This window comes from Nonomuraea sp. NPDC005983, from assembly GCF_040614375.1.
Classification (GTDB): Bacteria; Actinomycetota; Actinomycetes; order Streptosporangiales; family Streptosporangiaceae; genus Nonomuraea.
This window is the reverse complement of the sequence record NZ_JBEXUP010000060.1, coordinates 23726-48959: the sequence shown is the minus strand read 5'-3', so window position 1 is coordinate 48959 and position 25234 is coordinate 23726. Positions and strand designations below refer to the sequence as shown.

Here is a 25234-nt window from a genome sequence, read left to right as displayed (position 1 = left end):
GGCCTGCCGGCAGCTGGCCTCCTCGGCCCGCCGCCGCATCCGCGCGTCGCAGGCTCCCGCGGCTCCGGCAGCCCAGCAGGCCGGCATCGTCAGGAGCTTCAAGCAGGCCTGGGAAGCCAAGGACATCGATGCCCTCATCGGCCTCCTCGACCCCGACGCCACGGCGATCGCCGACGGTGGCGGCGTGGTCAGCGCCGTGCTCCGCCCGATCGAAGGCGCCGAGCAGATCGCGCGCTACGCGATCGAGATCACCAGCAGGGTACCCGACCTGACGATCCTGGAGCGTAGGGTCAACGGCCAGCCCGGTCTGGTGGCTCAGCACGACGGCGTCACCGTGGTGGTGATGGCGTTCGAGGTCGCAGGCGACCGGATCAAGCATCTCTGGGGGGTACGCAACCCCGACAAGCTCCGGTCGTGGACGGTGGGGCCACAGCACTAGGGCCAACCCAGACGCGCAGCCGTCGGAGCAACCCCTCTAGCGGGTTCGGCCGGTCTGGTGGGCCGCCGGTCTGGTGGGTTCGGGCGGTGGGCACCGGCGGCCCGCCGGGCGCCCGCGGCGCGTCAGGTGGGCAGCGTCAGGTGAGTCAGGTGGGCAGGGCGAGGCCGGCGCGCATGGCGAAGACGACCAGCTGGGCGCGGTCGCGGGCGCGCAGCTTCACCATGGCCCGGCTGACGTGCGTGCGCACGGTCTCGGGGCTGATCACCAGCTCCTTGGCGATCTCCTCGTTCGACCTGCCCGTGGCCACCCACGCGACCAGCTCCCGCTCGCGAGGGGTGAGCGTGTCGAGCCCCTCGACGGGCTCCGTACCGTGCCGCCCGAACAGGCCGATGACCTTCCTGGTGATCGCGGGGGAGAGCAGCGCCTCGCCCGCCGCCACCACGCGGACCGCGTTGACCAGCTCGTCAGGGGCGCTGTCCTTGAGGACGAAGCCGCTGGCCCCGGCCTGGAGGGCGGCGAAGACGTACTCGTCCACGGCGAACGTGGTCACCACCACGATCCTGGTGTCGCTGAGCTGCCGATCGTCGGCGATCGCCCGGAGTGTGGCGAGACCGTCCATGCCGGGCATGCGGATGTCGAGCAGCAGCACGTCGGGGCGGGTCTCCTGGATGAGCTGCAACGCCGCCGCCCCGTCACCCGCCTCGCCGACGCACTCCAGGCCCGGCTCCCGCTCGATGAGCGCCCTCAACCCCATCCGTACGACCGCCTGGTCGTCGGCGATGGCCACCCTGACACCGCCGTCCTGCCGGGCGTGATCGGCCGGAGGGTGTCCGGGCGCGGTGCGACTGGCCGGGCTGTGATCGGCCGGGGTGTGTTCGGGCGCGGTGTGACCGGCCGGGGTGTGTTCGGGTGGGGTCACGCCGCGCCCTGCGGGAACGTGGCGACGACGCGGAAACCGCCGTCCGCGCGGGGGCCGGCGGCGAACTGCCCTCCCGCCGCGGTCACCCGGGCGCGCATTCCCGCGAGCCCCCTGCCCTCGACGGCCCCGGAGTGGCCTTCGTCCGCGCCCACCCGGCCGCTGCCCTGGTCGGCGATCTCCAGGACGAACGCGCCAGGGGCGTGGCTCGCCCGCACCAGCGCCGTCGTCGGACCGGCGTGGCGCAGGACGTTGGTGAGCGACTCGCGGACCACCCGGTACACCGTGTCCTGGAGGTGGGCGGGCACGTCCAGGGTGGCGGGCTCGACGTCCACCGCCAGCCCAGTGGCACGGACGCCGTCGATCAGGCTCGCCAGGTCCTCCCCGCGCGCCGGCCCGTCGCCGCGTACCCAGCCTTCGCCGCGCTCCCTCCCCTCGCCGGGCGCCCGCACGCCGGCAGGTGTCAGGGTGGCTGCGGGTGTCGTCGCGTTGGTGCTCGTCATCGGGTCGTCAGGGCTCTTTGAGGCGACGGCCGAACGCGGTGGGTCGAGGCGGTCGAGGGCCGCGCGGAGCTGGGTGAGTGCCGTCAGGCTGGTCTCCCTGATGGCCTGGAGCGAGGCGCGCGCCTGCTCGGGGTTCTCGTCGAGGGTGACGAGCGCGACGCCCGCCTGCAGGGCGATGGCCGCCAGCCCGTGCCCGGCCGCGTCGTGGACCTCACCGGCGATCCGCGCCCGCTCCAGCGCGATCGCGTCGGCTGCCGACGGTACGAACGCGCTACCGGCGGACGCGCCCAGTTCCTCGCCCACGGGCGTCTCGTGGAGGGTGCGGATGGTCGGGGAGACGTTGAGAGCGGCGGGGATGCCCCAGGCCGTGGCGGGTACGGCGGCCGCCGGCGACGCGGGCCGCGCTTGGCCCGAGTACGCGAGCCCGGACGGCGCGGACGGCGCGGACGGAGAGGCGAGGGCCGGGGGTGAGGAGGTGTCGCGCGCGAGGGCCGGGAGCGGCGGGGTGGTGTCGGACGCGTGCGCAGGAGGCGGCGGGGTGGCGTCGGCGGCGGCTGCCGCAGCGGCGGCGCGGGCCTGCGCCAGGCCGCTGAACGACCACGGGACGGCGAGCCAGCCCGCCCACGCCAGCATGACCACGACCGGGACGTCGCCGAGCCGGGCCAGGCGCGACAGCGTGGCGAGCGGCCCGCGCAGGCGGCCGCTCTTGTGCGTGTGCTCGGTCACCATCCTCCAACCAGCCGCTGCTGCTCCTCGGCCCGCCGTGCGAGGGTGCGGCGGCTTCGGGCCACCAGCGGCTCGGAGCCAGGCTCGTGCAGCCCCGATCCTAGCCAGTTTCAGAGCGTGCGGTTCGAGCTCGGCTCTCCCAGCCCCCAAGAGATGATCTTCCGCAGAGTGATCCGGATGAGCTCGGGGCTGAAGCCGGGGAAGGGCGGCTGCTGGGCGGTGAGGGCCCGCGGATCTCGGCGCCCCGGACGGTCCACGGGGGTGGTGGACGCCGGCTGAGGTCAGCCGGCTTCGCCGGTGAGCCAGCGCAGCGGGTTGTCGTGGGTGATGACGCGGATGGTGTCCTCGTCGACGCCCACCTCCCGCAGGCGCGGCAGCAGCGCGTGGAAGAGCTGGGCGTATCCCGCTCCGCCGTACTTCTGCAGGTGCGCCACCCGGCAGACGCCGGTGCTCAGCAGCAGGCGGTCGGCGTGGCCGTCGTCGATGAGGCCGAGCGCGGTCCTGGCCGCCTGGTCGGGGCCGTGGGTGAGCGCGCCGAGGCTGACGTAGGCGCCCGCTTCGGCGATCTTGCGGGCGATGACGGGGTCGGTGCCGGCGTAGCCGACGGCGACCTTGGAGCCCGGCAGGCCCTGGGTGAGGAGGATCTCCAGCAGGCCGAGCCCGTCCTGGCCGTACGTGGCGACCGGCAGGTGGGTCGCCAGGGAGGCGTGCGCGGCGGCGATGAGGGCGCGCTCCTCGGCGGGGGTGGGCTCGGCGCCCCAGGCGCCGACCTCGCCGATGACGCCGGGGAACACGCCGCTGCTGTCGAGGCCGTCGGTGATCTCGCTCATCAGGCGCCTGGTGAGCGTGCTGACGTCCGCGTCGGCCAGGTCGGCGAACGGCTGCGTCGCCAGGCCGGTCGAGGCCACCACGGGGACCCGGCTGCCCGCGGCGACGCGCGCCAGGGTGGCGGCGTCGCGCCCCATCCCCATGCAGGTCAGCTCGACCACGAGGTTGAGCTGGTCGGACTGTCGCAGACCGAGGAGTTCGGCGGTGACCGTCTGCTCCTCATCCAGCCAGCGGTGCGGGTCGGAGTCGATGCCGACCGCCCAGCGCATGTCGGTGCGCAGATGCTCATGGGGGAGAACGGCACCGTTGACGGCGGCCGCGCGGATCGGGCCGGTGACGGTGCGTAGCATGACCTCGGGCATAGTGGACCTTAACCGATGCTTGCCGGATCTCGCCTGTAAAGACGTGAAATTTTACTGTCTGGGTAGTTTGGCGGTTGAGTGCGAGAGTCAAGCGTTGCGTGCGGCCTCTCCCGGTCGCCGCCCGTATCCTGGAGGGCACATCTACGTCCGGGGGGAGACGTGCCCATCCAGAACTTCGAAACCGGCGACGCCGACGCCATGAAGGAAGAGGCGGCCGCCCGTTCCGCCATGCCCGCCCGCACCGGCCTGCAGGGCCGGCTTGACGGCATCAGGGCCACCCGCACGGGGGCGCTCACCCTGAAGATCGTGATCGGCGTGATCGGCGCCGTCATGGTGGGCGGCGGGCTGATCATGGTGCCGTTCCCCGGGCCCGGGTGGCTGGTCGTGTTCGCCGGGCTGGCCGTGCTCGCCACCGAGTTCCACTGGGCGCACAAGGTGCTGGAGTTCGGCAAGCGCACACTGCACGCCTGGACCGAGTGGTACAAGCGGCAGGGCTGGACGATCCGCATCCTGGTGCTGGTCGTGACCGTCGCCGCCGCCGCGGTGATCGTCTACTTCGGCATGCGGACCGTCGGCATCGATCTCCTTGAGTGGGGCCGGAAACTGCTCTGAGACCCGCTCGCTATCGATCGGCGACTGGCGCGGCCTGGCTGTCTATTCTGCGGGCGTGCTAGCCGAACTCACCCTCGCGCTGTCGTTGACCATGCCGCTCCCCGGAACCGGGGTGACATATCTCGATAAGACAGGCGATCCCGTCCGGGTCGTCGCGTACGGACTCGGCACCAAGAGCGTCTACCTGCGCAACCGCGACGGCACCGCGTTCACCCAGCAGAAGGGCGTCGAGGAGGCCGCGCTCTCGCCTGACGGCCGCGCCGTCGCCGCGGTCGCCGGAAGCTACCGCTCGGGCTACGACGAGCTCCTTCTCACCGACCGGGGCACCGGCGCGGTCCGCCGGATCCGCACCGTCAAGCAGCCGCTCACCGCCTCCTACGCGTCCTGGTCCCGCGACAGCGCCAAGGTCGCCCTCACCGTCGAGCGCAAGGACGGCGGCAAGTGGCGCAGCACCGGCTTCGCCGTCGTCGACGTGAAGACCGGCTCCACCAGCACGGTCACCCTGACGGGCGTCGACAGCGGCACCACCTTCTGGTGGAACCCCGACGGCAACCTCGTCGCCAGGTACGGCACCGGCCTGCGCGTCTACCGCCCCAGCGACGGCGCGGTGGTGAGCACCCAGCCGGGCCTCGGCCGGCCGACGGGGCCGGAGCGGTCGTACTCGCCGTCGGGCAAACGGCTGGCCACGTGGTGCCCGTCGCAGTTCAAGGAGCAGCTCTGCGTGGTCGACCCGGCCAAGGGCACGATCACCAGGCGCGTGGCGGCGCAGCCGGTGGCGCTGTTCGGCTGGTGGGACGAGGACCACGTGATCGCCGCCACGGCGTACCGGGGCGCGTACCGGCTGTCGGTGCTGGACCTGAACGGGAAGTCGACCCGGGTGCTCGCCGCCGTCACGCGCAAGACGTGGGACGGCGGCTTCTGGGTGGCCTTCGCCAGGAACTAGAGGTACAGCCCAGTGCCGTGGTCGGTCTCCTGGGTGGCCACCGCGTGCAGGTCGCGCTCGCGCATGACCAGGTACACCCGCGCGTGCAGCTCCACCTCGAACTGGTCTTCGGGGTTGAGCAGGACCTTGTCGCCCACCTTGACCGAGCGCACGTTCGCCCCGACGCCGCAGACCTCGCCCCAGGCCAGGCGGTTGGCCAGCTTAACGGTCGCCGGGATGACGATCCCGGAACCGCTCCGGCGCTCCTCGGCCTCGTGCTCCAGCCGGAGCATGACCCGGTCGTGCAGCATCTGGATCTCGAACTTAGGCTCTACCACAACGGGAAGTTTACGTGCCCGCCCGAAAACTCGTACGTACCCGCCGTGCGCTTACCAGCGGCCGCCGGTGACCTGCGGCTCACGAAGCCCTGAGGCGTCACGGAAGCTTGAGGACGGCGAACACCGGCCGGTGGTCGGTGCCCGCCAGCGGGTGGACGCCGTACGAGGTCACCGTCATCCGGGCGTCCGCCAGCACGTGGTCGATGACCACACCCGGAAACCGGCTGTAGCCGGGCTGCGGCCAGGTCGCCGTGAAGCCCTGCCCTGTCGCGTCGCCCGCGTCCCGGTAGCCCGCCGCCAGCAGGGCGCGCAGCGGCTGGTGGTCGAGGGTGGCGTTGAAGTCGCCGGCCAGCACGCGCGGCTGCCCGCCCCCGCGGGGCAGCGCGTCCAGTCCGGCCCGCCAGCACGTCAGGCTCTCGCGGCGCTTGGGAGGGCACGGGTGGACGGAGACGATCTCCACCCGCGCCCCGCCCGGCTCCGCCAGCACCGCCCTGGCCTGCGTGAACCGGATCGTGATCGGCTCGGCGGCGGTCAGCGGGTACCGGGAGTAGACGCCCGACCCGCTCGCCCCCGGACCGGGCAGCTCGACCGCGTGCGGAAGCGCCCTGCGGATCTCGCCCAGCCGCTCGGCGGCCTCGGGGGTGAGCTCCTGCAGGGTCAGCACGTCCGGTCTGAGCCGGGTGACCAGTGCCGTCAGCTCCTCCGGGTCGGCCGAGCCCACCATCAGGTTCGCCGCCAGCACCCGCAGTTCCCGCCCCCGAGCGGGAACCGCGCCGTCGGACACGCCCCTGGGCAGCACGGCGGCGGCCAACGCCACGGCGACGACCAGCGCGACCGCGCCCGCCGTCCATCTCCTGAGCGCCGCCGCCCCGACCAGGACGAGCACGGACGCCGCCGCGGCGTACGGCGTGTACGCCGCCACCGGCGCCCACGGCCACGGCCCCTCGAACCCGCCGACCCTCAGCACCGCCCATGCCGCGAACGGCGTCACAGCGAGCCAGACCAGCCCACTCACCAGAACTCGCACACGCACCTCCGACTCTGTATCGCCACGAACCCCCAAGAAGGTTCATGAGATGGTGTGCACCATGCGCGACGTGGAAGCCAGGGTGCTGAGCGCCATCGACGAGGCGGAGACCGTCAACCTGCTGGCCGAGACCGTCAGGGTGCCCAGCGTCACGGGCACGGACGCCGAGTCTGACCTGCAGCACCGTTTCGCCGGGATGCTCGCCGAGGCGGGCATGGACGTGGACGTCTGGAAGCTCGACCTCGACGACCTCAGGCGGCGCGCGGGCTTCCCCGGCACCGAGGCCCCGAGGACGGAGGGGTACGGCGTGGCGGCCGTCACCGGAGGGGAGGGCGTTCCGGCGCTCGCCCTGCAGGGCCACGTGGACGTCGTCCCGACCGGTGACCTGGCCAAGTGGGAGGGCAGCGACCCGTTCGCGGCCCGCATCGCCGGAGGCGTCCTGCACGGCAGGGGCGCCTGCGACATGAAGGCGGGGCTCGTCGCCAACCTGGCCGTGGTCCGCGCGCTGAAGCGGGCGGGCGTCAGCCTGGACCGGCCGCTCGCCGTGCACTGCGTGATCAGCGAGGAGGACGGCGGCCTCGGCGCGTTCGCGACCCTGGCCAGGGGCCACACCGCGGAGGCGGCCGTCATCACCGAGCCGACGAGCGGCGCCGTGATCACCGCGAACGCGGGCGCGCTGACGTTCCGGCTGGAGGTCGCCGGCCGGGCGGCGCACGGCGCCACCCGGTACGAGGGGGTCAACGCGGTCGAGGTGTTCTGGCCGGTGTTCGAGGCGATCAGGCGGCTGGAGGCCGAGCGCAACCGCGACCTGCCGGGCGTCTTCGACGGCAACGCGATGCCGTACCCGATCGAGATCGGCACCGTGCGGGCGGGCGACTGGGCGAGCAGCGTCCCCGACCTGCTCGTCGCCGAGGGACGCCTGGGGGTCCGGCTCGATGAGGACCCCGCCGAGGCGCGGGCCGCGTTCGAGGAGGCCGTGCTGGGCACCGCGCACCCGTGGCTGCGCGCCAACCCGCCCGCGGTGACCTGGCCGGGCGGGCAGTTCGCCAGCGGGCGGCTGCCCGCCGGGCACCCGCTGCTCGACGAGGTGCGCAGGGCCGTCGCCGACACGGCGGGCCGGACGATCGCCGAGGCGGCCGCGCCGTACGGGAGCGACCTGCGGCTGTACGCGGCGGGCGGCGTCCCGTCGCTGCACTACGGCCCGGGGGACGTGCGGTTCGCGCACGCTCCCAGAGAGCAGGTGGAGCTGAGCGAGCTGCTGGAGGTGACCAGGGCGCTGGCGCTGCTCGCGGTGCGCCGCTGCGGTGCCCGCTGACCCGGTGGCGCTCGCGGTGCGCCGCCGCTGAGTCCGCTGACCCCGGTGGCGCGCGCCGCGTTTGCAGCCCCGAGATGAATGGGACTACAGTCCGATTCGTGGAATCCTTGGAGCTGCTGCGGTCCCGTCCGGTGCGGGAGCGGGCGGACGCGGCGCGCAACAGGGAGAAGGTGCTCGCCGCCGCGGCCAAGCTGTTCGCCGAGAAGGGCGTCGAGGCGGTCTCGATGGACGCGATCGCCGCCGAAGCCGAAGTCGGCAAGGGCACCCTTTTCCGCAGATTCGGCGACAAGTCCGGGCTCGCGGTGGCGCTGCTGGACGCGCGGGAGCACGAGCTCCAGGAGCGCATCCTCTCGGGCCCGCCCCCGCTCGGCCCCGGCGCCGTGGCCCGCGACCGGCTGGTGGCCTTCTTCACCGCGTACCTCGACTACCTGCTCGCCCACCTGGACCTGGTACGGATGTCCGAGACGGCCAGCCAGGGCGCGCGCTACCGGATCGGCGCCTACCGTTTCTGGCACCGCCACGTCGCCATCCTCCTCGCCGAGGCCGCCCCGGGCCGCGACGCCGACGCGCTCTCGCACACCCTGCTCGCCGCCGTCGCCGCCGAGGTCGTGGGGGTTCTGCGCGACGAGCTCGGCGAGGCCCGCGCGAGAGCGGGCGTCACCGAGCTGGCCCGCGCGGTGTGCTCAGGATCGTGACCGGACGGCCGCCCGGCGGCGCGACTCCGGCACGATCAGGGGAGTGCCCGACCGCGGGTCCTCGATGATCTCGCACCGCACGTCGAAGACCCGTTCCACCAGCTCCGGCGTGACGACCTCCGACGGGTCGCCCTCGAGGGGTACGCGGCCGTCATGGAGGAGCTCGCGGCCAACCTGGAGAAGGCTAGTAAGCTCCCCTGACCTCGACGATCTCGGCGAGGGGGAACTCCAGGTAGTCGCCGGCCTCCTCGCACCAGGCGTCGAGCACGCCGCCGCGCAGCTCGCCGTGGCTGATCGTGGCGGTCAGGCCGTCGGTCAGCGTGATGCCCGCGCGCACGCCCCGGTCGACGACGAAGCCGAGCAGCGACTGCTGCGCCGTCGCCAGCCTGGTGGCCATCCGGCCGATGACCGCCCAGGTGCGCCCGTTCTGCTCGTTCGCGTTCTGACCTGCGGCGATCAGGCGGCGGGCGTGCTCGTGCGGGTCGGGTGCGGGCTCGGCGAAGGCGTGGTGCGGAGCCGCGAAGTCGGACAGCTCCGCGACCTGGCCGCCGGGCAGCAGGATCAGCTTGCCGTTGCGCGGCTCCGCGGCCCGGGTGCGGTGGATCGCGATCTCGCCGGTGTCGGAGACGGCCACCGGAGAGTAGCCGTTCTCACGCAGCGCGGCGAGCGTCGGCTCCGGCCCCACCGAGCTCACCAGCACGGTGGGCGCGAGCAGGCGCAGGCCGAGCCGGGCCAGCCGCCGGTGCGAGGCGATCTCCGAAAGCAGCGCGGAGTCGGACGCCTGCACCACGCAGCCGACCGTGCTGACCGTCACCTCGCCGTGCCTGCGGGCCGTGTCGCGCACCAGGTACTCCAGCGGCTGCGGGATCGTACCGACCCCGGCCAGCTCGTCCAGCAGCTCGTCGGCGTCGAAGCCGCGGTCGAGCGCCCGGCGCAGGCTCTCGGTGCTGAACCGCCACACCGACGCCGCGCCCCGCGACTCGCGTTCGGCGACTCGGTCGAGCAGCGCGGCCAGCTCCGCCGAGGGCGGCCCCGTCACGACGGCGGTCAGGTCGGGCCCGAAAAGGGCGCTTCTGCGGACGCTGGCCAGCGCCCTCGTGGACGCCTCCACCAGCGCCGGATCGTGCTCCACCAGGGGCACCGTGTCGTCGTTCTCGTCGCCGGCGCTCGCGGCCAGCCCCGCCAGCGCCCTGCCGAGGTCGGTGAGCGTGTCGTTGGCGAGCAGGCCGAGCAGCCTGGCCTCGGCCAGCACCGCGGGGGCGCACTCGGCGAGCAGCGCCTGGTCGAGCAGCGGCGCGTTCCAGTGGACGTTGCGCACCAGGCCGCTCTGGCCGGCGAAGGCCGTGCCCGAGGGCAGGGCGGTGAGCGCCGACAGCACGGCCCGCCGCACCCGGGCCACGGCGCTGCCCGACTGGTCGTCGCCCAGCACCGTGCCGTACTTGCCGTCGATCTTCCGCAGGGACGAGCGTTCCATCCGCCACCAGGCCGACAGCAGCACCCGCAGCCGGGCCGAGCCCTCGTCGAGCCGCCAGCGGTCGTACCGCTCGGTCGGGACCATCCCGGCCGACTGCTCGTCCCAGGCCAGCAGCCGGGCCACCGCGCAGATCTCCAGCAGCAGCCGGGTCTCGTCCTCGTCGCAGCCGGTCTCCTTGGCCACCCTGCGCACCTCGCGGACGCCCACGCCGCCCGTCTTGAGCAGCGGCAGCGGCACCTTGGAGGTGTTGTCGAGCAGCGCCGCGCACCGTTCGACCACGTGCGGCGCGGCGAGCGTCATCAGGTGGTCGGCCTCTTCCGGGTCGACAGGGAGGGCGGCGATCTCGGGCGCGTCCGGCGTGAAGGGCGGGTGGTAGGAGGGGCCGCGCAGGCAGAGCGCCACCTCACGCGGCATCTCGGCCACGTGCCAGCTCGGACGGTAGAGCAGGCCGTGGTCCGCGGCCCACTTCTCGGGCGTGCCCGGCATGACGAACCTGCCGCCCTCGACGTCGCGCACCGGGCCGTCCCAGGCGAAGCCGTCGAGGAGCGGGCGGGTGCCGTCGGGGGCGTCGCGCAGCAGCGCGTCGAGCCGGTCGGGGTCGCCGAGCGTCTCGGCGGCCCTGGCGATCGTGCGGCGCTTGTTGCCGTGGGGCGGCAGGCCGAGGTTGCGGGCGAGCGCGCGCAGCATGTCGTTGCTGATCGTCCACGAGTTCAGGTAGTGGTCGAGCGGCTCGCCGAGGCCCAGCGGAGCGGTCCACCAGCGCGCGACCCCGTCGGCCAGGTGGACGACGCCGTCGGCGCCCGGCCAGGCGAGCGCGTGGTCGTACAGACGGTCGAGCCAGGGCGTCAGTTCGGCGGCGGGGACGCCGACGAAGGCGGCCAGCCGCTCGGGAGTGGTCTCCCGCAGGGCCAGGCAGGCCTGGGCCAGTTCCAAGCACGGAAGCGGTAACCCCCGCATCGCCTCCATCACGGCGAAACCGTTGCCGAGGCGCTGGGCCAGCGTGTCGAGCCGCCGCGGCCACGGCGCCGCGATGGCGTCGGGCCGGTTCGCGAGAATGCGGCCCAGTCGGTCTTCTTCTAGTGTTCGCAGCCAGCCGAGCAGGTGATCATCCATCGGTCAGCACTCTCGTGGGGTCGCGCGCGGGACTCACCGTGAGCCATGGCCATCCACGGTAGTGCAGAAGACCCCCGGTCAGGAGAGGACTGCCCAGACGATCTTCCCGTGTGGCGAGAGTGCCGACCAGCCCCAGCGGTGGCTGAGCGACTCGACGATGTGCAGCCCCAGGCCGCCCGCGTCGAGCGGGCCCGGGTAGCGCAGCACCGGCACCGAGGAGGCGGGGTCGGTGAAGGCGCTGGTGACCAGCGGGCCCCGCCGTACCAGCGACATGTGCACGGGACGCTCGCAGCTCGGCTCCGGCAGGCGCAGGCCGTGCCGTAACGCGTTGGTCGCCAGTTCCGAGACCACCAGTTCCATGTTCTCGATCAGCTCCTTCATCCCCCAGCCCGTCAACGTGCCGGTGGTGAAGCTGCGAGCCGCGTGAATCGAGGAGGCGGTGGGCGGGAGCACGAACGTGGCGCTCGCGGACGGTCCGGCGACCAGCAGGTCGCGCGCCGCCTCTGGCCACCAGCCGACCGGGGGCCACCAGTCGAACGTGGTCCACTGGCCGTGTGCCGTGGGGGATTGCACGTTGATCATTCTGCTGGAAACTCTCGTGCAGGTGCAAGAGCGAATGCACGTGCAGGCACACCATGCAACCGCTACGGTTGGCCATCAAATGGTCAATGTGGGGGAAAGGGGATCTTGGCCGCGGCCCATGATCTTTCGGCCGTGAAGTGACAGACTGTGTGGCTAGGAGACGACCAAGGAGCAGCACGTGTCCCTCGATCCGCCCGGTTCAGGTTCGACGGTTCGGCGCATCATGCTCGGGGCAAGCCTGAGACGCCTGCGCGAAGCCAGCGAGCTCACTCGTGACCAGGCCGGTTTCCACATCCGGGCGTCCGAGTCCAAGATCAGCCGGATGGAGCTCGGACGGGTCGGATTCAAGACACGTGACGTGGAAGACCTGCTCACCCTGTACGGCGTCGTCGACGATGCCGAACGCCGTGCCCTGCTCGAAATGGTCCGCGAAGCCAACACCCCCGGGTGGTGGCACAAGTATTCGGCCGAGCTGCCGGGGTGGTTCACCACCTATGTGGGGTTGGAGGAGGCCGCGAGCGTGATCCGCACCTATGAGGTGCAGTTCGTGCCCGGCCTGCTGCAGACGGCCAACTACGCACGAGCGGTCTTCCGGCTCGGGAACCCCGATGAGAGCCCGGAGAAGATCGAACGCCGCGTGCATCTGCGCATGCAGCGGCAGGAGCGCTTCACGCAGAAGGACGGCCCGCGGCTGTGGGCGGTCATCGACGAGGCGACTCTCAAGCGGACCATCGGCGGGCGGGAGGTCATGTCCGAGCAGCTTCAGCATCTGCTGGAAGTCGCCGCCCTTCCCAACATCACCATTCAGGTGATGCCCTTCCGGTTCGGCATGCACGCCGCTGAAGGGGGCGCGTTCAGCATCTTGCGGTTTCCCGAGTCCGACTTGTCGGACGTTGTCTACGTCGAGCAGCTCTGGGGTGCCCTGTACCTGGACAAGCGTGAGGACATCGACCCGTATCTCACCGCCATGGAGCAGCTGTGCGTGGAGAGCACCACGCCAGGAGGCACCGTCGAGCTCATCGGCGGTCTTCTCAGAAAGATGTAGATGAAGCAGAACTACAACGGCATGCCCGCGACCGACCTCGCTCAGGTCGCCTGGCGTAAGAGCCGTTACAGCAACTCGCAGGGCAACTGCGTGGAGCTCGCGGAGCTCCCCGACGGTGCGATCGCGGTGCGCAACTCACGCTTCCCCGACGGCCCGGCTCTGATCTACACCCGCGACGAGATCCGGGCCCTGGTGCTCGGTGTGAAGGACGGAGAGTTCGACGGCCTGCTGGTGTAACGGCCTGTTAACCTCCGGCGTGCTCGATTTACGGGGGCGCGCCGGAGGCGTAACCGCCCGGTCTCGTCATACCGACAAGCTCGGGACATGCTCGACCAGATGACTCTCTATCCGATCGCCGACGACGTGCTTTTCGCGCCCGGCGGCAAGGTTGTGATCCGCACCTACGGTGTCGCGCCCGTGGCCTCGGGTGGCTCCGTCGCCTACCGCACCTGGGTTACGGGCCTGCGTGACCAGCCGCGTTACTGGCACTGGGGGCACTTCGAGGACGCCACGTCCGGGCACCGCAGGGTCCTGGAATGGCTGACGGGCAGGGGGCCGCAGCCGTCCCAGGCGCTCGCCTGATCCATGCTATCTTGAGGCCAAGCAATCGCTTGGTCGAGGAGGCGTGGTGCGGCGCGAGATCTTCCTTCTCGAAGAGGTCGACTTCAGGCCGATGAACTCGCGGCGACCGCTGGAGTACCTGACCTGGCTCACCCGCTACAAGAAACAGGACGAGACGCGCTCGGTGCCCACGCTGACGTCGGGCATGTCGATCAGGTCGCGCGACATCCACCTCGCGGGGGCGTTCTACGCCGTCGGCATCACCGGCCACCCCCAGTTCAAGGTCGTCACGCTCTGGCAGTGCCGCGGCGGCTGGGACGGCGGCTGGCGGCAGATGATGGAGATCTACCAGGGCGTGGACGAGCGCCTGTTCCTGTCGGACATCGACGACCTGCGCTTCTCCGCGTTCTCCCGGCCGCTCGGAGCCGTGCCCGGCTGCCCGCCCATGGACGAGCTGCCGGCCGAGCCCTTCTACCTCTTCGAGAGCGCCCGGGTACGTCCGGGGGCCGCGCTCGACTACCTCGAAGCCGTCCGCACGGAGCGCGCCCCGCTGCTGGCGGAGCACGGCCACCGCCTGGTGGGCCTGTATGAGGTGCTGTTCTGCGACACCGAGGCCGTCACCCTCTGGTCGGTGTCGCTCGACGACCACCTCGCCATGCAACGCGCCCGGGACGCCGCCCTGGGCCTGGACGACGAGGTCGCCCCCGATCCCCGTCTGCTCCAGTGGAGCAAGCGGGCTCGGGAGTTCCTGGAAGGCCCGTGGAGGGAAACGATGCTGGCCCGCCCGCAACCTAGGGAGCAGCAGACCAGCGGGTGACGCGGCGGAGGACGTACTCGATCGGCCCGTACCGGTGCCCGCGCAGCCACCAGGCGCTCACCGCCAGCAGCACCCCGTAGATCACCACGGCGACCCCCATCACGGCGACGGGCGGCAGCTTGCCGGCGAGCCCCAGCCCGTACCCGGTGAAGATCAGGCAGCACAGCACCGACTGCCCGACGTAGTTGGACGCCGCCACCCGCCCGGCCGGCGACAGCACCCCCACGACAGCGGGAAACCGCTTGAGCATCCGCAGCACGGTGACCACGTAGGCGGCGGTCAGCAGCACGGACGTCACGTCGTTCACGGCCAGCGCGACCAGCTGCAACGCGCCCTCGAAGTGCGACATCCAGGCGAAGAAGACCGCGGCGGGCAACCCGACGCCGAAGCCCACCCATTGGATGCGCGGCACCAGATGGGCCCACCGCTCCGGCTCCTCGAACAGCCGCGCCCTTCCCGCCGCCAGCCCGAACAGGAACAGCGCCATCGCCATCGGCCCCTGCCCGATCCACACGAGCCCGGCAAGTGCCGGGTAGGTCTCCACCTGGAAGGTCAGGAAGCTCAACGGCCCGCCGGTGACCAGCGCCTCCGCCCGCGCCGCGGCCGCCGGATCCACCGCCGCCGTCGCCGTGCCGGACGGGTCGAGCAGGGACAGCCCGGCCAGCAGCAGCCAGATCACCGACATGGCGCCGATGATGACGCAGCCGGCGACGACCGCCTTCCTGGGCGGGACGTTGCGCACGGCCAGCAGGATCAGCCCGAGCGCGGCGTACAGCGTCAGGATGTCGCCGACCCACAGCAGGATGCCGTGCAGGACCCCGATCACGAACAGCCCGAGGCAGCGCCGCAGCATCCTGGCCTTCACGTGCGTCCCGTCGCGCGTCTGGAGCGTGAAGGAGTACCCGAACAGGAAGGAGAAGAGGATGTAGAACTTGGTGAGCACGAGGGTGCTCACGAGGAAGGCGACGGGGCCGTCGGTGATGGGCATCGTGCCCCCTCCCACCGCGTAGCCGGGGTCGGCGAAGAACCCGATGTTCGCCACCAGGATGCCGGCGAGCGCGAACCCTCGCACGGCGTCGATCTCGTGTACGCGCCTGGCGATCGAGCGCCGTGGCGCCTCGGCCTGTGTCATGCCCCTGACGCTAGAGACGCGTCCTGCCCGGGCACATCGGTCCTTGGCAGCGGCCGTAGCCGACCAAAGTAGGGGGCGATCACCGCCCGTCGGACCGGCGAGGCGTGGTCCCGGTCGCGGACCAGCCTCGCCGTGAGTGGTTCAGACTCAGGTGGCCGGGGCGTTCCAGGTGGTCACGACGGGTTCGGCGTGTTCGAAGCCGAGGCGGGAGTAGGTGCCCGTGTCGAGCTTGAACAGGCGTCCGTCCTGCGGTGGCAGGCCCAGCCAGCGGGCGGCGAGCACTCTCAGGATGTGGCCGTGCGCGACCAGCGCCACTCGTCCCTCCGTCTGCCTGGCGCGGGCGATCACGCGGTCGGCGCGGGCGCCCACCTGTTCCACGCTCTCGCCGGGATGCTGCGCGTCACCCGGGATCACGCCGTCGCGCCACAGGTACCAGCCGGGGTGTGACTTGCGGATCTCCGGCGTGGTGACGCCCTCATAGCCGCCGTAGTCAAACTCCCACAGGTGGGGGTCCACCTCGTAGTCGGCCAGCCCGGCGAGCTCCGCGGTGCGGCGGGCGCGCTGCGCGGGCGAGACGAGCACCAGATCGAACGTACACGCCTTGACCACGGAGGCGAGCGCGCGAGCCTGCTCCTCTCCAGCGGACGTCAACGGCACGTCGGTCAGCCCGGTGTGCCTGCCCGTCCGGCTCCATTCGGTTTCACCATGCCTGAGCAGCAACATCTCATTCATGTGCACCATCATCCGGCACGCTTGACCTCAACCTTGCTTCAGGTACCAAGCTGGGGCGCATGCACGCAATCACGCTTCACTCTTACGGCCCCGCTGAGAACCTGCGCCTGGAGACCGTCCCTGATCCCGAGCCGGGGCCGGGGCAGGTCCGCATCGCCGTGCACGCCGCCGGGCTGCACTTCATGGAGACCCAGCTGCGCAGGGGCGTCCCCGTCGGGCCGCACCCGGCGCCGGACCTGCCCGCGATCCTCGGCAGCGAGGTGGCGGGGCTGGTCGACGCGGTGGGGGACGGCGCCGACTCCGCTCTGCTGGGAAGGCGCGTGGTGACGTCCAGCGTGACGTCCGGCGGGTACGCCTCGCTGGCCGTCGCGCCGGCGGCGGACGTGACGGCCCTTCCCGATCATCTCGGGTACGGCGCCGCGGTCGCGATGAGCACCACCGGCGCCACCACCATGGGACTGCTGGAGCTCGCCCCCGTGACGGCGTCCGATGTGGTGCTGGCGACGGCCGCCGCCGGCGGGATCGGCACGCTGCTGGTGCGGCACGCCCGCCGCGTGGGGGCGACGGTCGTGGGCGCGGCGGGCGGCGCCGCGAAGGCGGCCCGCGCCCGGGAGCTGGGCGCGGACGTCGCGGTGGACTACACCCGGCCCGGCTGGACGGAGCTGGTACGCGAGGCGGTGGGCGAGGTGAGCGTGGTGTTCGACGGGGTCGGCGGGCCCCTGGCCCGCGCCGCCTTCGGGCTGCTGGCGAGAGGCGGTCGTCACGTGGTGTTCGGCCAGGCCTCGGGGGAGTGGTTCGCGCCGGACGACAGCGAGCTGAAGTCCCGTGAGGTCACCCGCTTCGACGGCATCGGCTACCTGCTCGGCCGCCCGGGCGGCGTGGCCGACCTGCAGGACAAGGCCCTGCGAGCCGCCGCCGACGGCCTCCTGGAACCGGCGGTCCAGCCCTTCCGCCTGGCGGAGGCCGCCGCCGCGCACGCCGCCCTGGAAGCCAGGAACACGATGGGCAAGGTGGTGCTGGCCGTGTGAGTGGCGGTGGCTCGGCCGCGTTCGGTGTGGTGCCCACACGAGCGTTGTCGGCGGTGGGGGTTGATCAATGAGGACGCCTCCGGCGTGGTGTGCGCGTCGGAGTGCCCTCAGGTGCTGGCGAGTTCCTCGACTACCGGGGTGAACGCTTTCAGGTCGCGTTCGTGGTGGAGTACGAAGTACGAAATGTCGTGGCCGTCTCGCCAATAGCGCAATTTGTCCACGATGTCGTGATGGGTGCCTAGGAGGACCTGAGGGGTGTCGTCCAGCGACCGGGTGTCGGCGGCGCTCCACGTCTCCTCGGCCTTGCGGACGCCCACCTGCATCACGCTGGTGCCCAGTTCGAGGTGCTCGTACCGGGCTCCGGCCGCCTCCCTGGCCACCCGGAGCTTGCCCAGGAACGCCTCCACCCCGCCGTCGCCTCCGTCGGGGCCGGTCCCGTCGGCGCGGACCCGCATCCCGATGTTGACCACGTCGGCCTCGCGGGCGGCGAGCCGCAGCATCTGTGGGCCGCCACCGCCGAGAAGCAGCCGTGGGTTCGGCCGCTGTACGGGCTTCGGCTGCTGGTCGAGCTTCGAAATCCGGTAGTGCGTCCCCTCGAAATCGAATGCGCCCTCGCTCCACAGCCCTTTGAGCACGGTGACGGCCTCGCGCAGCCGGTCCACCCGGACACCGGGGGGCTCGAACCCGAGCCCGCTCGCCGCGTAGTCGGACGCCATCCAGCCCGTCCCCAGCCCGACCTCCACCCGCCCCTCGGACAGGACGTCCAGGGTCGCGACCTCCTTGGCGAGCACGGCCGGGTGCCGGAAGTCGTTGGCGAACACCAGCGTCCCCACCCTCAGGCGGCTGGTGGCGCAGGCGGCGGCGGCCAGCGACGCGACAGGCGCGAACCTCGGCCCGACCAGGTGGTCCGGGACGAGCAGCACGTCGAACCCGGACTCTTCCAGCTGACGGGCCTTCGCGGCCCAGGCCTTCCCGGACGCCGCCTGCCTGACCACCGCCCCGAACCTGAACCGCCGCACTCCGCCACCCCTCTCATGAGACAAGCAGGCGCTTGGCTAGGAGTGTACGCGAGGGCGGACTCCCTGCGCGCCGCCCTCCGTGAGAGCGGGGTCGCCATGGCGAAGATGAGAATCGCGCCGACCGGGCCCGGTGCATGCCTGCCCGCTCCAAGATGCGCGAGGTCTACCAAGCGCTTGCTACAGATGCGAGACTGAGGCATGGACATCGCGGTGCGTCAGGCGACGGACGACGAGGTCGGCTTCTTCCAGGAGCATGGCTGGGTGCGGCTGCCCGGCCTGGTCGGCCCCGGGGACGTGGCGGCGTTGCGGGAGCGGGCCGTGGCGCACGTGACGGCTCGGGGCGCGGCAGGGCCCGGTGCCGTAGAGCGGGGGACACTGGTTGACCGGGCGTTCGGGCAGAGCAGGGACATCGGCGAGAGCGACGAGCTGTTCGGGGCGCTGGCGCTCGCCGCGGAGATGGGCCGAAACGCCGTCCGGCTGCTGCACGGCGTGCGGGCCGTCCGCGTGCAGGTGACGAACCTGCTGGTCAAGGAGGCGGGCGAGCACGGCGCCACCGAGTTCCACCAGGACTTCCCGTGGATGCCGATGGACCGCTCGGCCATGCTGACGTTCTGGCTCGCCCTGGTGGACGTCCCCGCGGACATGGGCTCGCTCAGGTTCTACAGCGGCTCCCACCGTCACGGCCTGCTCGGACGGAGCTTCACCCGCGTCGGCGACGACCAGCTCAGCCAGCACCCGTGGCTCAAGGAACTGGAGCTGTCGCCGCCGCTGGACCTGCGGGCGGGCGACGCGAGCGTGCACCACGCGCTCACCGTCCACGGCGCCCCCGCCAACCGCCGCGACAGCCCGCGCCTGTCGTTCACCGTCACCTACTTCGACGCCGACGCCCTCTACACGGGCACGCCGTACCGGCAGACGGACGGCCTGGGCCTCGAGGTGAACCGGCCGTTCGAGCATCCGAGGTTCCCGTGCCTGAGACCGTGAGGGGGCCGGTCGCCGAACTGGGGGCGACGCTGATGCACGAGCACGTGTTCGGGCTGAGCCCGGAGATCCTGTGGAACTGGCCGGACCTCCCGGAGGGCTGGGACCTGGAGGAACGCGCCAGGGAGGCGGCCGCCAAGCTGGACGCGCTCAAGGCCGAGGGCGTCGACACGATCGTGGACCTGACGGTGGTGGGGCTGGGCAGGTACGTCCCGGCGGTGCGGCGGGTGGCCGAGCTGACCGTGGTGAACATCGTGGCCGCCACCGGCCTCTACACCTACGACGCGCTGCCGCCGTACTTCGGCAACCGGGGGCCGGGCACGCTGTTCGGCGGGCCCGACCGGCTGGCGGAGTTCTTCGTCCGGGACATCGTGCACGGCATCGGCAGGACGGGGGTGAAGGCGGCCATGCTCAAGTGCGCCTCCGACCATCTCGGCCTGACCAGCGGATGCGAGCGGGTGTTCCGCGCGGTCGCGGAGGCGCACCTGGAGACCGGCGTACCGATCACCACGCACTCCCACAGCGCCTCCAGGGGCGGGCTGGAGCAGCAGCGCCTGTTCGCCTCGCTCGGCGTCGATCTCGGACGGGTCGTGATCGGGCACGCCGGGGACTCCACCGACCTGGCCTATCTGGAGGAGCTCCTGGCCAACGGCTCGTACCTGGGCATGGACCGCTTCGGCATCGAGACGATCAGCCCCTTCGAGGACCGGGTGTCGATCGTGGCCACGCTGTGCGAGCGCGGGCACGCGGGCCGGATGGTCCTGGGGCACGACTCGTACTGCTTCAACGACCGCTTCGATCCGCAGGTCGTCCGGGAGCGTCACCCGAACTACCACCTCCTGCACATCTCCCGGGACGTCCTGCCCGAGCTGCGCAGGCGGGGCGTCACCGAGGAGCAGATCCGTCAGATGCTCGTCGACAACCCGCGGAGGATCTTCGGATGATCGAGGACTTCGACGTCAGCGCGGACTGGCACGTCGCCGCGCCGTACCCGTTCCTGGCCAGGCTGCGCCGCGAGCGCCCGGTGTTCCGCAGCGAGCACCTGGGCGCGTACGTCCTGACCAGGCACGCGGACGTCCGGGCGGCGTACGGCGATCCGCGGCGGTTCTCCTCGGCCGGCTCGCTGACGATCTCCCGCAGCCTCACCAGGGAGACGCGCGAGAAGCTGGGCGAGCACGGGTCGTTCCTGTCGAGCTTCGTGGCCAACGTCGACCCGCCCGACCACACCCGGCTGCGGCGCTCGGTGTCGAAGGCGTTCACGCCGCGCGCGGTGTCGGCGCTGGAGCGGCGGTTCAGCGAGCTCAACGAGGACCTGCTCGATCGCGTCCAGCCGCGGGGGGCGGCCGACTTCGTCCGGGAGATCGGGCACGAGCCGTCGATCAAGCTGACCGCGCGCTTCATCGGGGTCCCCGAGCAGGACGAGGCGTTCGTCCAGGCGCACGTGAAGGACTGGTTCCAGCTCTTCCTGTCACCGCAGCCGCCCGAGCGGCAGCTGGAGCTGGCCGACAGCTTCCTGACCTACCTGGCGTACGTGGACGAGCTGGTCGCCGCCAGGGCCGGCAACCCGCGGGACGACTTCACCTCCCTGATGGCCTCGCTGATCGGGCAGGAGCTGACCCATCGCGAGGTGGTGGAGCTGATCTCCACGATCCTGCTCGGCGGCAACGACACCGTGCCCAACCAACTGGGCAACAGCGTGCTCCGGCTGCTGAGGGAGAAGGCGTGGCCGGTCCCGCCGGCGTCGGTGCGGAACGCGGTCGAGGAGTGCATGCGCATCGACGGCGCCTCGCTGGGCTCGTTCCGGTACGCGACGTCCGACCTCTCCCTGCACGGCGTGACGATCCCGGCAGGGGAGCTCGTCCTGCTGTCCACCGACTCGGCGGCGCACGACGAGACCGTCTTCGCCGAGCCCGAGCGCTTCCTGATCGGCCGCCCCAACGCCGACGCGCACCTGGTGTTCGGCTACGGCATCCACTTCTGCGTCGGCGCGGCCCTCGCCCGCCTGCAGCTGCGGACCGCGATCGAGGTGCTCGGCCGTCGCCTGCCCGCCCTCCGGCTGGCGGACCGGCCGATCTCCTACCGCAGGTCGATCGTGGGTCGCGGGCTGGCCGCACTCCACGTGGAATGGTGACACCCGATCGATCCCCCTCCGCAAAGCCCGTGGCGTCTCCAATAAGGTCGGACAAAAGCTGATCTGGGAGGGTTCGATGGAGCCGGTAGCGGTGGGTCTGATCGGTGCTGGGCCGTGGGCGGAGATGGCGCACGCGCCGATGCTGGCCAAGGGGCCGCACACCCGGCTCGCGGGCGTGTGGGCCCGGCGTCCCGAGGCCGCCGCACGGCTCGGCGCGCCCGTGTTCGAGCGCATCGAGGAGCTGTTCGACGCGTGCGAGGCCGTCGCCTTCAGCGTTCCGCCCGCCGTGCAGGCCGAGCTGGGCGTGCTGGCCGCGCGGGCCGGCAAGGCGCTGCTGCTGGAGAAGCCGCTGGCCGACTCGCTGGAGAACGCGCGGCGGCTGGCCGACGCGGTCGCCGAGACGGGCGTGCCCACGCAGATGGTGCTCACCATGCGCTACGCCCCCCAGACCCGGGCGTTCCTCGCCCGCTGCGGCGAGATCGAGCCGTTCGGCGGCCACGCGGCCAACATCTCCGGCGTGCTGACTGGCGGCCACGTGTTCGGCACGCCGTGGCGGCTGGAACGCGGCGCGCTGCTGGACGTCGGCCCGCACGTGGTGGACCTGCTCGACGCGGCCCTCGGCCGGGTGACCGGCGTGCGCGCGCACGGCGACCCGCTCCGCTGGACCGGCCTGCTGCTCGAGCACGAGAGCGGCGCGGTCAGTGAGGCGTCGCTGTGCATGGCCGCCGTCGGCGACCTGCCGCCGTCCACGTTCGCGGTCTACGGACGGACGGGCAACGCGGTCCTCCAGCCCTGGGACGACGACCCGTTCGACACCGTCGCCGAGGAGTTCGCCGCGACCGTCAGGGCGGGCGGCGGCCACCCGCTCGACGCGGCGCACGGACTGCGGCTCCAGCACGTCCTCGCGGAGGCGGAGCGTCAGCTCGCCGCCCCTTGACTTCGGACGCATCCGGGGAATTGATAGCGTTTGTCCGACGCGCAGAGCGCAGCGAAGTCCGGTGCGAGTCCGGCGCTGTCCCGCAACTGTCATAGCCAGGTCGCCTGCCTCCGCGCTGACGTCATCAACCCTCGTGGAAAAGGGTGATCCGTCGCTCATCGCGGGTCTCTCGGTTCCGACAGTGTGAAAGGACTTCTCGTGAGGCCCGTACGCACGGCCTTCGCGGGCGCGCTGCTGGGAACGCTCGTTCTCGCCGGATGCGGCCAGAACGGCACCACCGCCGCCCCCACCGCCGCCCCCACTGCTGCGTCCCCTGCAACCGCCCCGGCCGCCACCGCCGGTTTCCCCGTCACCGTCGAGGCGGGCAACGGCAAGGTCACCCTCGACAAGAAGCCGGAGCGGATCGTCTCCCTCTCGGCCGCCCACACCGAGACCCTCTTCGCCATCGGCGCGGGCCCCCAGGTCGTCGCGGTGGACGACCAGTCGAACTACCCGCCGGAGGCCCCCAAGACGAACCTGTCGGGCTTCAAGCCCAACGTCGAGGCCATCGTCGCCCAGAAGCCCGACCTGGTGATCGTCTCCAACGACATCGACAAGGTCGTCGCCGAGCTCGGCAAGCTGAAGGTGCCCGTCCTGCTCGAACCCGCCGCGACCAAGCTGGACGAGGCGTACGACGAGATCACCGACCTGGGCGCGGCCACCGGCAACCAGGCCAAGGCCGGCGAGGTCGTGGCCACCATGAAGTCGTCGCTGGAGAAGCTGGCCGCCGCCGCGCCCAAGGGGAAGAAGCTCACCTACTACCACGAGCTCGACCAGACGCCGTACGCGGCGACGTCCAGCACCTTCATCGGGCAGATCTACGGCCTGTTCGGGCTCACCAACATCGCCGACAAGGCGCCCGACCCGGCGGGCGGCTACCCCAAGCTGTCGGCCGAGTTCGTCGCCCAGGCCGACCCCGACCTGATCTTCCTCGCCGACACCAAGTGCTGCCAGCAGAGCAAGGAGACGCTCGCCAAGCGTCCCGGCTGGAAGGACCTGTCGGCGATCAAGAACGACCAGGTGGTCCAGCTCGACGACGACATCGCCTCCCGCTGGGGGCCGCGCGTCGTGGACCTCGCCCAGACGATCGGCGACGCCGTCGGCAAGGCCGCGAAGGCCGCGAAGTCCTAGTGCCTGCGCTTCAGGTGCCCGTCCTTCGGGCGTCCAGGGCCAGACCCGTGTGGGTGGTCGGCGCGCTCGGCGTGCTGGCCGCCTGCATGGTCGCCGGGCTGCTCGCCGGGGCCGCGAGCATCTCGCCCTGGCAGGTGGTCCTCCAGGTGGTCGACTGGCTGCCGTTCACGGACGTCGACTCCGGGCTCGCGCCGGTCGAGCAGACCCTGCTGTTCGAGCTGCGGCTGCCCAGGGTGCTGGTGGCGGCCGTGGTCGGCGGGCTGCTCGCCATGGCGGGCGCGGGCTACCAGGGCGTGTTCAGGAACCCGCTCGCCGACCCGTACCTGCTGGGCGCCGCCGCGGGCGCCGGGCTCGCGACGACGGTGGTCATCGTGCTGTTCCCGGCGCCGCTGGGCACGATCCCGGTGGCCGCGTTCGCAGGGGCGGTGGGCGGCGTGCTGCTGGCGTACCTGCTGGGCAACACCGCCGGACGCTCCGGCGGCACCGCGACGCTGGTGCTCGCCGGCGTCGCGGTCACCTCGTTCCTCACCTCGATCCAGACGTTCATCCAGCAGTTCAAGGTGGAGGAGCTGCAACGCATCTACGCCTGGATCCTGGGCGACGTCGGCGGCGGCTGGGACCAGTTCTGGCTGGTCCTGCCGTACGCGGCGGTGTCGGCTGTGCTGCTGCTCCTGCACGGCAGGATGCTCGACGTGCTGTCCGTGGGCGACGAGGAGGCCGTCAGCCTGGGGGTGCGGGCGTCCCGGGTGCGGCTGGCGGTGCTGCTGGCCGCCTCGCTCGCCACCGCCGCGGCCGTCGCGGTGAGCGGGCTGATCGGGTTCGTCGGCATCGTCGTCCCGCACGTGGTGCGGCGGCTGGCGGGCGGCTCGTACCGGATCGTGCTGCCGCTCTCGCTGATCTGCGGCGCGGCCTTCCTGGTGCTGGCCGACCTGATCGCGCGCACCGTCATCGCCCCCGCCGAGCTGCCGATCGGCGTCGTCACCATGTTCGTGGGCGCGCCGTTCTTCGTGGGCGTCCTGCGCATGACCAGGCGGGCCGCCACGTGATCTCGGCCACGTCCCTGTCGGTGCGGCTCGGCGAGCGCCAGGTGCTGGACGAGGTGGACGTCCAGGTGCGGGCAGGCGAGTGGCTGGCGGTCATCGGGCCGAACGGCGCCGGCAAGTCCACCCTGCTCAAGGCCGTCATGGGCCTGGTCGCGCACGGCGGCGAGGTGACCATCGACGGCAGGCCGGCCGACGCGCTCCGGCCCAGGGACCGGGCCAGGCTGGTGGCCTACGCCCCGCAGACGCCCGCGCTGCCGCCCGACATGACGGTCTTCGACTACGCGCTGCTCGGGCGCACCCCGTACATCCCCTACCTCGGCAGGGAGGGCCGCCGCGACAGGGACGTGACCGCGTCCGTCCTCGACCGGCTCGATCTGGACGGCTTCGCCGGCCGCAGGCTCGGCGAGCTGTCCGGCGGTGAGCGACAGCGGGTGGTGCTCGCCAGGACGCTCGTCCAGCAGGCGCCCGTGCTGCTGCTCGACGAGCCCACCACCGCCCTCGACCTCGGGCACCAGCAGCAGGTCCTGGAACTCGTCGACCGGCTCAGGCTCGCCGACGGCCTCACCGTCGTCACCACCCTGCACGACCTGACGGTGGCCGGGCAGTACGCCGACACCCTCCTGCTGCTCGCCCGCGGGCACGCCGCCGCCGTCGGCAGGCCAGATCAGGTGCTCACCGAGACACTGGTGGGCAAGCACTTCGACGCCCATGTCACGATCGAGCCGGGCCCCGGCGGGCGGCCCGTCGTCCACCTGCTCAGAGGAGGATCTTGACGTTCTCCCTCCT

The 25234-nt window shown here is 72.0% G+C and carries 27 protein-coding genes; 17 read left to right on the top strand and 10 right to left on the bottom strand.

Translation table 11 applies throughout. The features are described 5' to 3' along the window. On the top strand, window positions 1-439 hold a 439-nt coding region (locus ABZ297_RS25190; protein ID WP_355350627.1), incomplete at its 5' end, for a nuclear transport factor 2 family protein. A gap of 145 nt (window positions 440-584) precedes the next feature. Here ABZ297_RS25190 and ABZ297_RS25185 read toward each other — a convergent pair. From ABZ297_RS25185 to ABZ297_RS25175, 3 genes are all read right to left on the bottom strand, one after another. Further along, window positions 585-1226 carry a response regulator transcription factor gene (locus ABZ297_RS25185; RefSeq protein WP_355350631.1) on the bottom strand — a complete coding sequence of 214 codons (642 nt, stop codon included), beginning with the start codon at window positions 1224-1226 and terminating at the stop codon, window positions 585-587. A 128-nt stretch (window positions 1227-1354) separates the two neighbouring features. Beyond that, window positions 1355-2587, bottom strand: coding sequence for a histidine kinase (locus ABZ297_RS25180; protein ID WP_355350625.1), 1233 nt, complete (start codon window positions 2585-2587; stop codon window positions 1355-1357). Window positions 2588-2865: 278 nt separating this feature from the next. Further along, window positions 2866-3762, bottom strand: a complete 897-nt coding sequence (locus ABZ297_RS25175) for an aryldialkylphosphatase (protein WP_355350623.1) — start codon at window positions 3760-3762, stop codon at window positions 2866-2868. A gap of 171 nt (window positions 3763-3933) precedes the next feature. Between ABZ297_RS25175 and ABZ297_RS25170 the strand changes: the two genes are divergently transcribed. Both ABZ297_RS25170 and ABZ297_RS25165 read left to right on the top strand, forming a co-directional pair. Next, complete coding sequence (locus ABZ297_RS25170) at window positions 3934-4386, top strand: TIGR02611 family protein (RefSeq protein ID WP_355350621.1); 453 nt, start codon at window positions 3934-3936, stop codon at window positions 4384-4386. Window positions 4387-4441: 55 nt separating this feature from the next. Further along, window positions 4442-5329, top strand: a complete 888-nt coding sequence (locus ABZ297_RS25165; protein WP_355350619.1) for a hypothetical protein — start codon at window positions 4442-4444, stop codon at window positions 5327-5329. On the opposite strand, the gene ABZ297_RS25160 is transcribed toward ABZ297_RS25165, so the two are convergent. Both ABZ297_RS25160 and ABZ297_RS25155 read right to left on the bottom strand, forming a co-directional pair. Then, complete coding sequence (locus ABZ297_RS25160; RefSeq protein ID WP_355350617.1) at window positions 5326-5646, bottom strand: co-chaperone GroES; 321 nt, start codon at window positions 5644-5646, stop codon at window positions 5326-5328. The genes ABZ297_RS25165 and ABZ297_RS25160 overlap by 4 nt on opposite strands. 97 nt (window positions 5647-5743) lie before the next feature. Further along, the gene (locus tag ABZ297_RS25155) at window positions 5744-6679 is read right to left on the bottom strand and encodes an endonuclease/exonuclease/phosphatase family protein (RefSeq protein ID WP_355350615.1); all 936 of its coding nucleotides are present in this window, start codon (window positions 6677-6679) and stop codon (window positions 5744-5746) included. A 55-nt stretch (window positions 6680-6734) separates the two neighbouring features. Between ABZ297_RS25155 and ABZ297_RS25150 the strand changes: the two genes are divergently transcribed. Both ABZ297_RS25150 and ABZ297_RS25145 read left to right on the top strand, forming a co-directional pair. Then, window positions 6735-7988 carry an ArgE/DapE family deacylase gene (locus ABZ297_RS25150; RefSeq protein WP_355350613.1) on the top strand — a complete coding sequence of 418 codons (1254 nt, stop codon included), beginning with the start codon at window positions 6735-6737 and terminating at the stop codon, window positions 7986-7988. A 98-nt stretch (window positions 7989-8086) separates the two neighbouring features. Continuing rightward, window positions 8087-8683, top strand: a complete 597-nt coding sequence (locus ABZ297_RS25145) for a helix-turn-helix domain-containing protein (protein WP_355350611.1) — start codon at window positions 8087-8089, stop codon at window positions 8681-8683. Between the two features lie 184 nt (window positions 8684-8867). Here the strand turns inward: ABZ297_RS25145 and ABZ297_RS25140 are convergent, their stop codons facing one another. Further along, window positions 8868-11270 carry a helicase-associated domain-containing protein gene (locus ABZ297_RS25140; RefSeq protein ID WP_355350609.1) on the bottom strand — a complete coding sequence of 801 codons (2403 nt, stop codon included), beginning with the start codon at window positions 11268-11270 and terminating at the stop codon, window positions 8868-8870. Between the two features lie 78 nt (window positions 11271-11348). After that, window positions 11349-11852, bottom strand: a complete 504-nt coding sequence (locus ABZ297_RS25135; protein ID WP_355350607.1) for an ATP-binding protein — start codon at window positions 11850-11852, stop codon at window positions 11349-11351. A 223-nt stretch (window positions 11853-12075) separates the two neighbouring features. Here ABZ297_RS25135 and ABZ297_RS25130 point away from each other — a divergent pair, with 223 nt between their 5' ends. From ABZ297_RS25130 to ABZ297_RS25115, 4 genes are all read left to right on the top strand, one after another. Continuing rightward, a complete protein-coding gene (locus ABZ297_RS25130; protein ID WP_350806658.1) occupies window positions 12076-12897 on the top strand; it encodes a helix-turn-helix transcriptional regulator in 822 nt (273 codons plus the stop codon). Beyond that, window positions 12898-13134: a DUF397 domain-containing protein gene (locus ABZ297_RS25125; RefSeq protein WP_350806233.1), complete on the top strand. Its 237-nt coding sequence runs from the start codon at window positions 12898-12900 to the stop codon at window positions 13132-13134. A 99-nt stretch (window positions 13135-13233) separates the two neighbouring features. Then, the gene (locus tag ABZ297_RS25120) at window positions 13234-13479 is read left to right on the top strand and encodes a hypothetical protein (RefSeq protein WP_355350604.1); all 246 of its coding nucleotides are present in this window, start codon (window positions 13234-13236) and stop codon (window positions 13477-13479) included. A 46-nt stretch (window positions 13480-13525) separates the two neighbouring features. Further along, window positions 13526-14275, top strand: coding sequence for a hypothetical protein (locus ABZ297_RS25115; RefSeq protein WP_355350602.1), 750 nt, complete (start codon window positions 13526-13528; stop codon window positions 14273-14275). On the opposite strand, the gene ABZ297_RS25110 is transcribed toward ABZ297_RS25115, so the two are convergent. Both ABZ297_RS25110 and ABZ297_RS25105 read right to left on the bottom strand, forming a co-directional pair. After that, window positions 14250-15407, bottom strand: coding sequence for a DUF418 domain-containing protein (locus ABZ297_RS25110; RefSeq protein WP_355350600.1), 1158 nt, complete (start codon window positions 15405-15407; stop codon window positions 14250-14252). The two genes, ABZ297_RS25115 and ABZ297_RS25110, sit on opposite strands and share 26 nt — an antisense overlap. Window positions 15408-15554: 147 nt before the next feature. Further along, on the bottom strand, window positions 15555-16139 hold the full coding sequence (locus ABZ297_RS25105; RefSeq protein WP_355350598.1) for a histidine phosphatase family protein: 585 nt from the start codon (window positions 16137-16139) through the stop codon (window positions 15555-15557). A 59-nt stretch (window positions 16140-16198) separates the two neighbouring features. On the opposite strand from ABZ297_RS25105, the gene ABZ297_RS25100 reads away from it, so the two are divergent. Continuing rightward, window positions 16199-17167 (top strand): zinc-binding dehydrogenase, encoded by a 969-nt coding sequence (locus ABZ297_RS25100; RefSeq protein ID WP_355350596.1) that lies wholly within the window; start codon window positions 16199-16201, stop codon window positions 17165-17167. A gap of 107 nt (window positions 17168-17274) precedes the next feature. On the opposite strand, the gene ABZ297_RS25095 is transcribed toward ABZ297_RS25100, so the two are convergent. Further along, window positions 17275-18186: a TIGR03621 family F420-dependent LLM class oxidoreductase gene (locus ABZ297_RS25095; protein WP_355350594.1), complete on the bottom strand. Its 912-nt coding sequence runs from the start codon at window positions 18184-18186 to the stop codon at window positions 17275-17277. Between the two features lie 198 nt (window positions 18187-18384). Between ABZ297_RS25095 and ABZ297_RS25090 the strand changes: the two genes are divergently transcribed. The 7 genes from ABZ297_RS25090 (at window position 18385) to ABZ297_RS25060 (ending at window position 25221) form a co-directional block, all read left to right on the top strand. Further along, window positions 18385-19170 carry a phytanoyl-CoA dioxygenase family protein gene (locus ABZ297_RS25090; protein WP_355350592.1) on the top strand — a complete coding sequence of 262 codons (786 nt, stop codon included), beginning with the start codon at window positions 18385-18387 and terminating at the stop codon, window positions 19168-19170. Beyond that, on the top strand, window positions 19155-20111 hold the full coding sequence (locus ABZ297_RS25085; RefSeq protein WP_355350590.1) for a phosphotriesterase-related protein: 957 nt from the start codon (window positions 19155-19157) through the stop codon (window positions 20109-20111). Before ABZ297_RS25090 ends, ABZ297_RS25085 begins: the two co-directional genes overlap by 16 nt. Beyond that, complete coding sequence (locus tag ABZ297_RS25080; protein WP_355350588.1) at window positions 20108-21298, top strand: cytochrome P450; 1191 nt, start codon at window positions 20108-20110, stop codon at window positions 21296-21298. Before ABZ297_RS25085 ends, ABZ297_RS25080 begins: the two co-directional genes overlap by 4 nt. A 76-nt stretch (window positions 21299-21374) precedes the next feature. Continuing rightward, window positions 21375-22235, top strand: a complete 861-nt coding sequence (locus ABZ297_RS25075) for a Gfo/Idh/MocA family oxidoreductase (protein ID WP_355350586.1) — start codon at window positions 21375-21377, stop codon at window positions 22233-22235. Window positions 22236-22433: 198 nt separating this feature from the next. After that, entirely contained in the window at window positions 22434-23405 is a 972-nt protein-coding gene (locus ABZ297_RS25070; protein WP_355350584.1) for an ABC transporter substrate-binding protein, read from the top strand. Next, on the top strand, window positions 23405-24451 hold the full coding sequence (locus tag ABZ297_RS25065; RefSeq protein WP_355350582.1) for an iron ABC transporter permease: 1047 nt from the start codon (window positions 23405-23407) through the stop codon (window positions 24449-24451). The genes ABZ297_RS25070 and ABZ297_RS25065 overlap by 1 nt, the downstream gene beginning before the upstream one ends. Next, complete coding sequence (locus ABZ297_RS25060; RefSeq protein WP_355350580.1) at window positions 24448-25221, top strand: ABC transporter ATP-binding protein; 774 nt, start codon at window positions 24448-24450, stop codon at window positions 25219-25221. The genes ABZ297_RS25065 and ABZ297_RS25060 overlap by 4 nt, the downstream gene beginning before the upstream one ends. The last annotated feature ends 13 nt before the right edge of the window (window positions 25222-25234 follow it).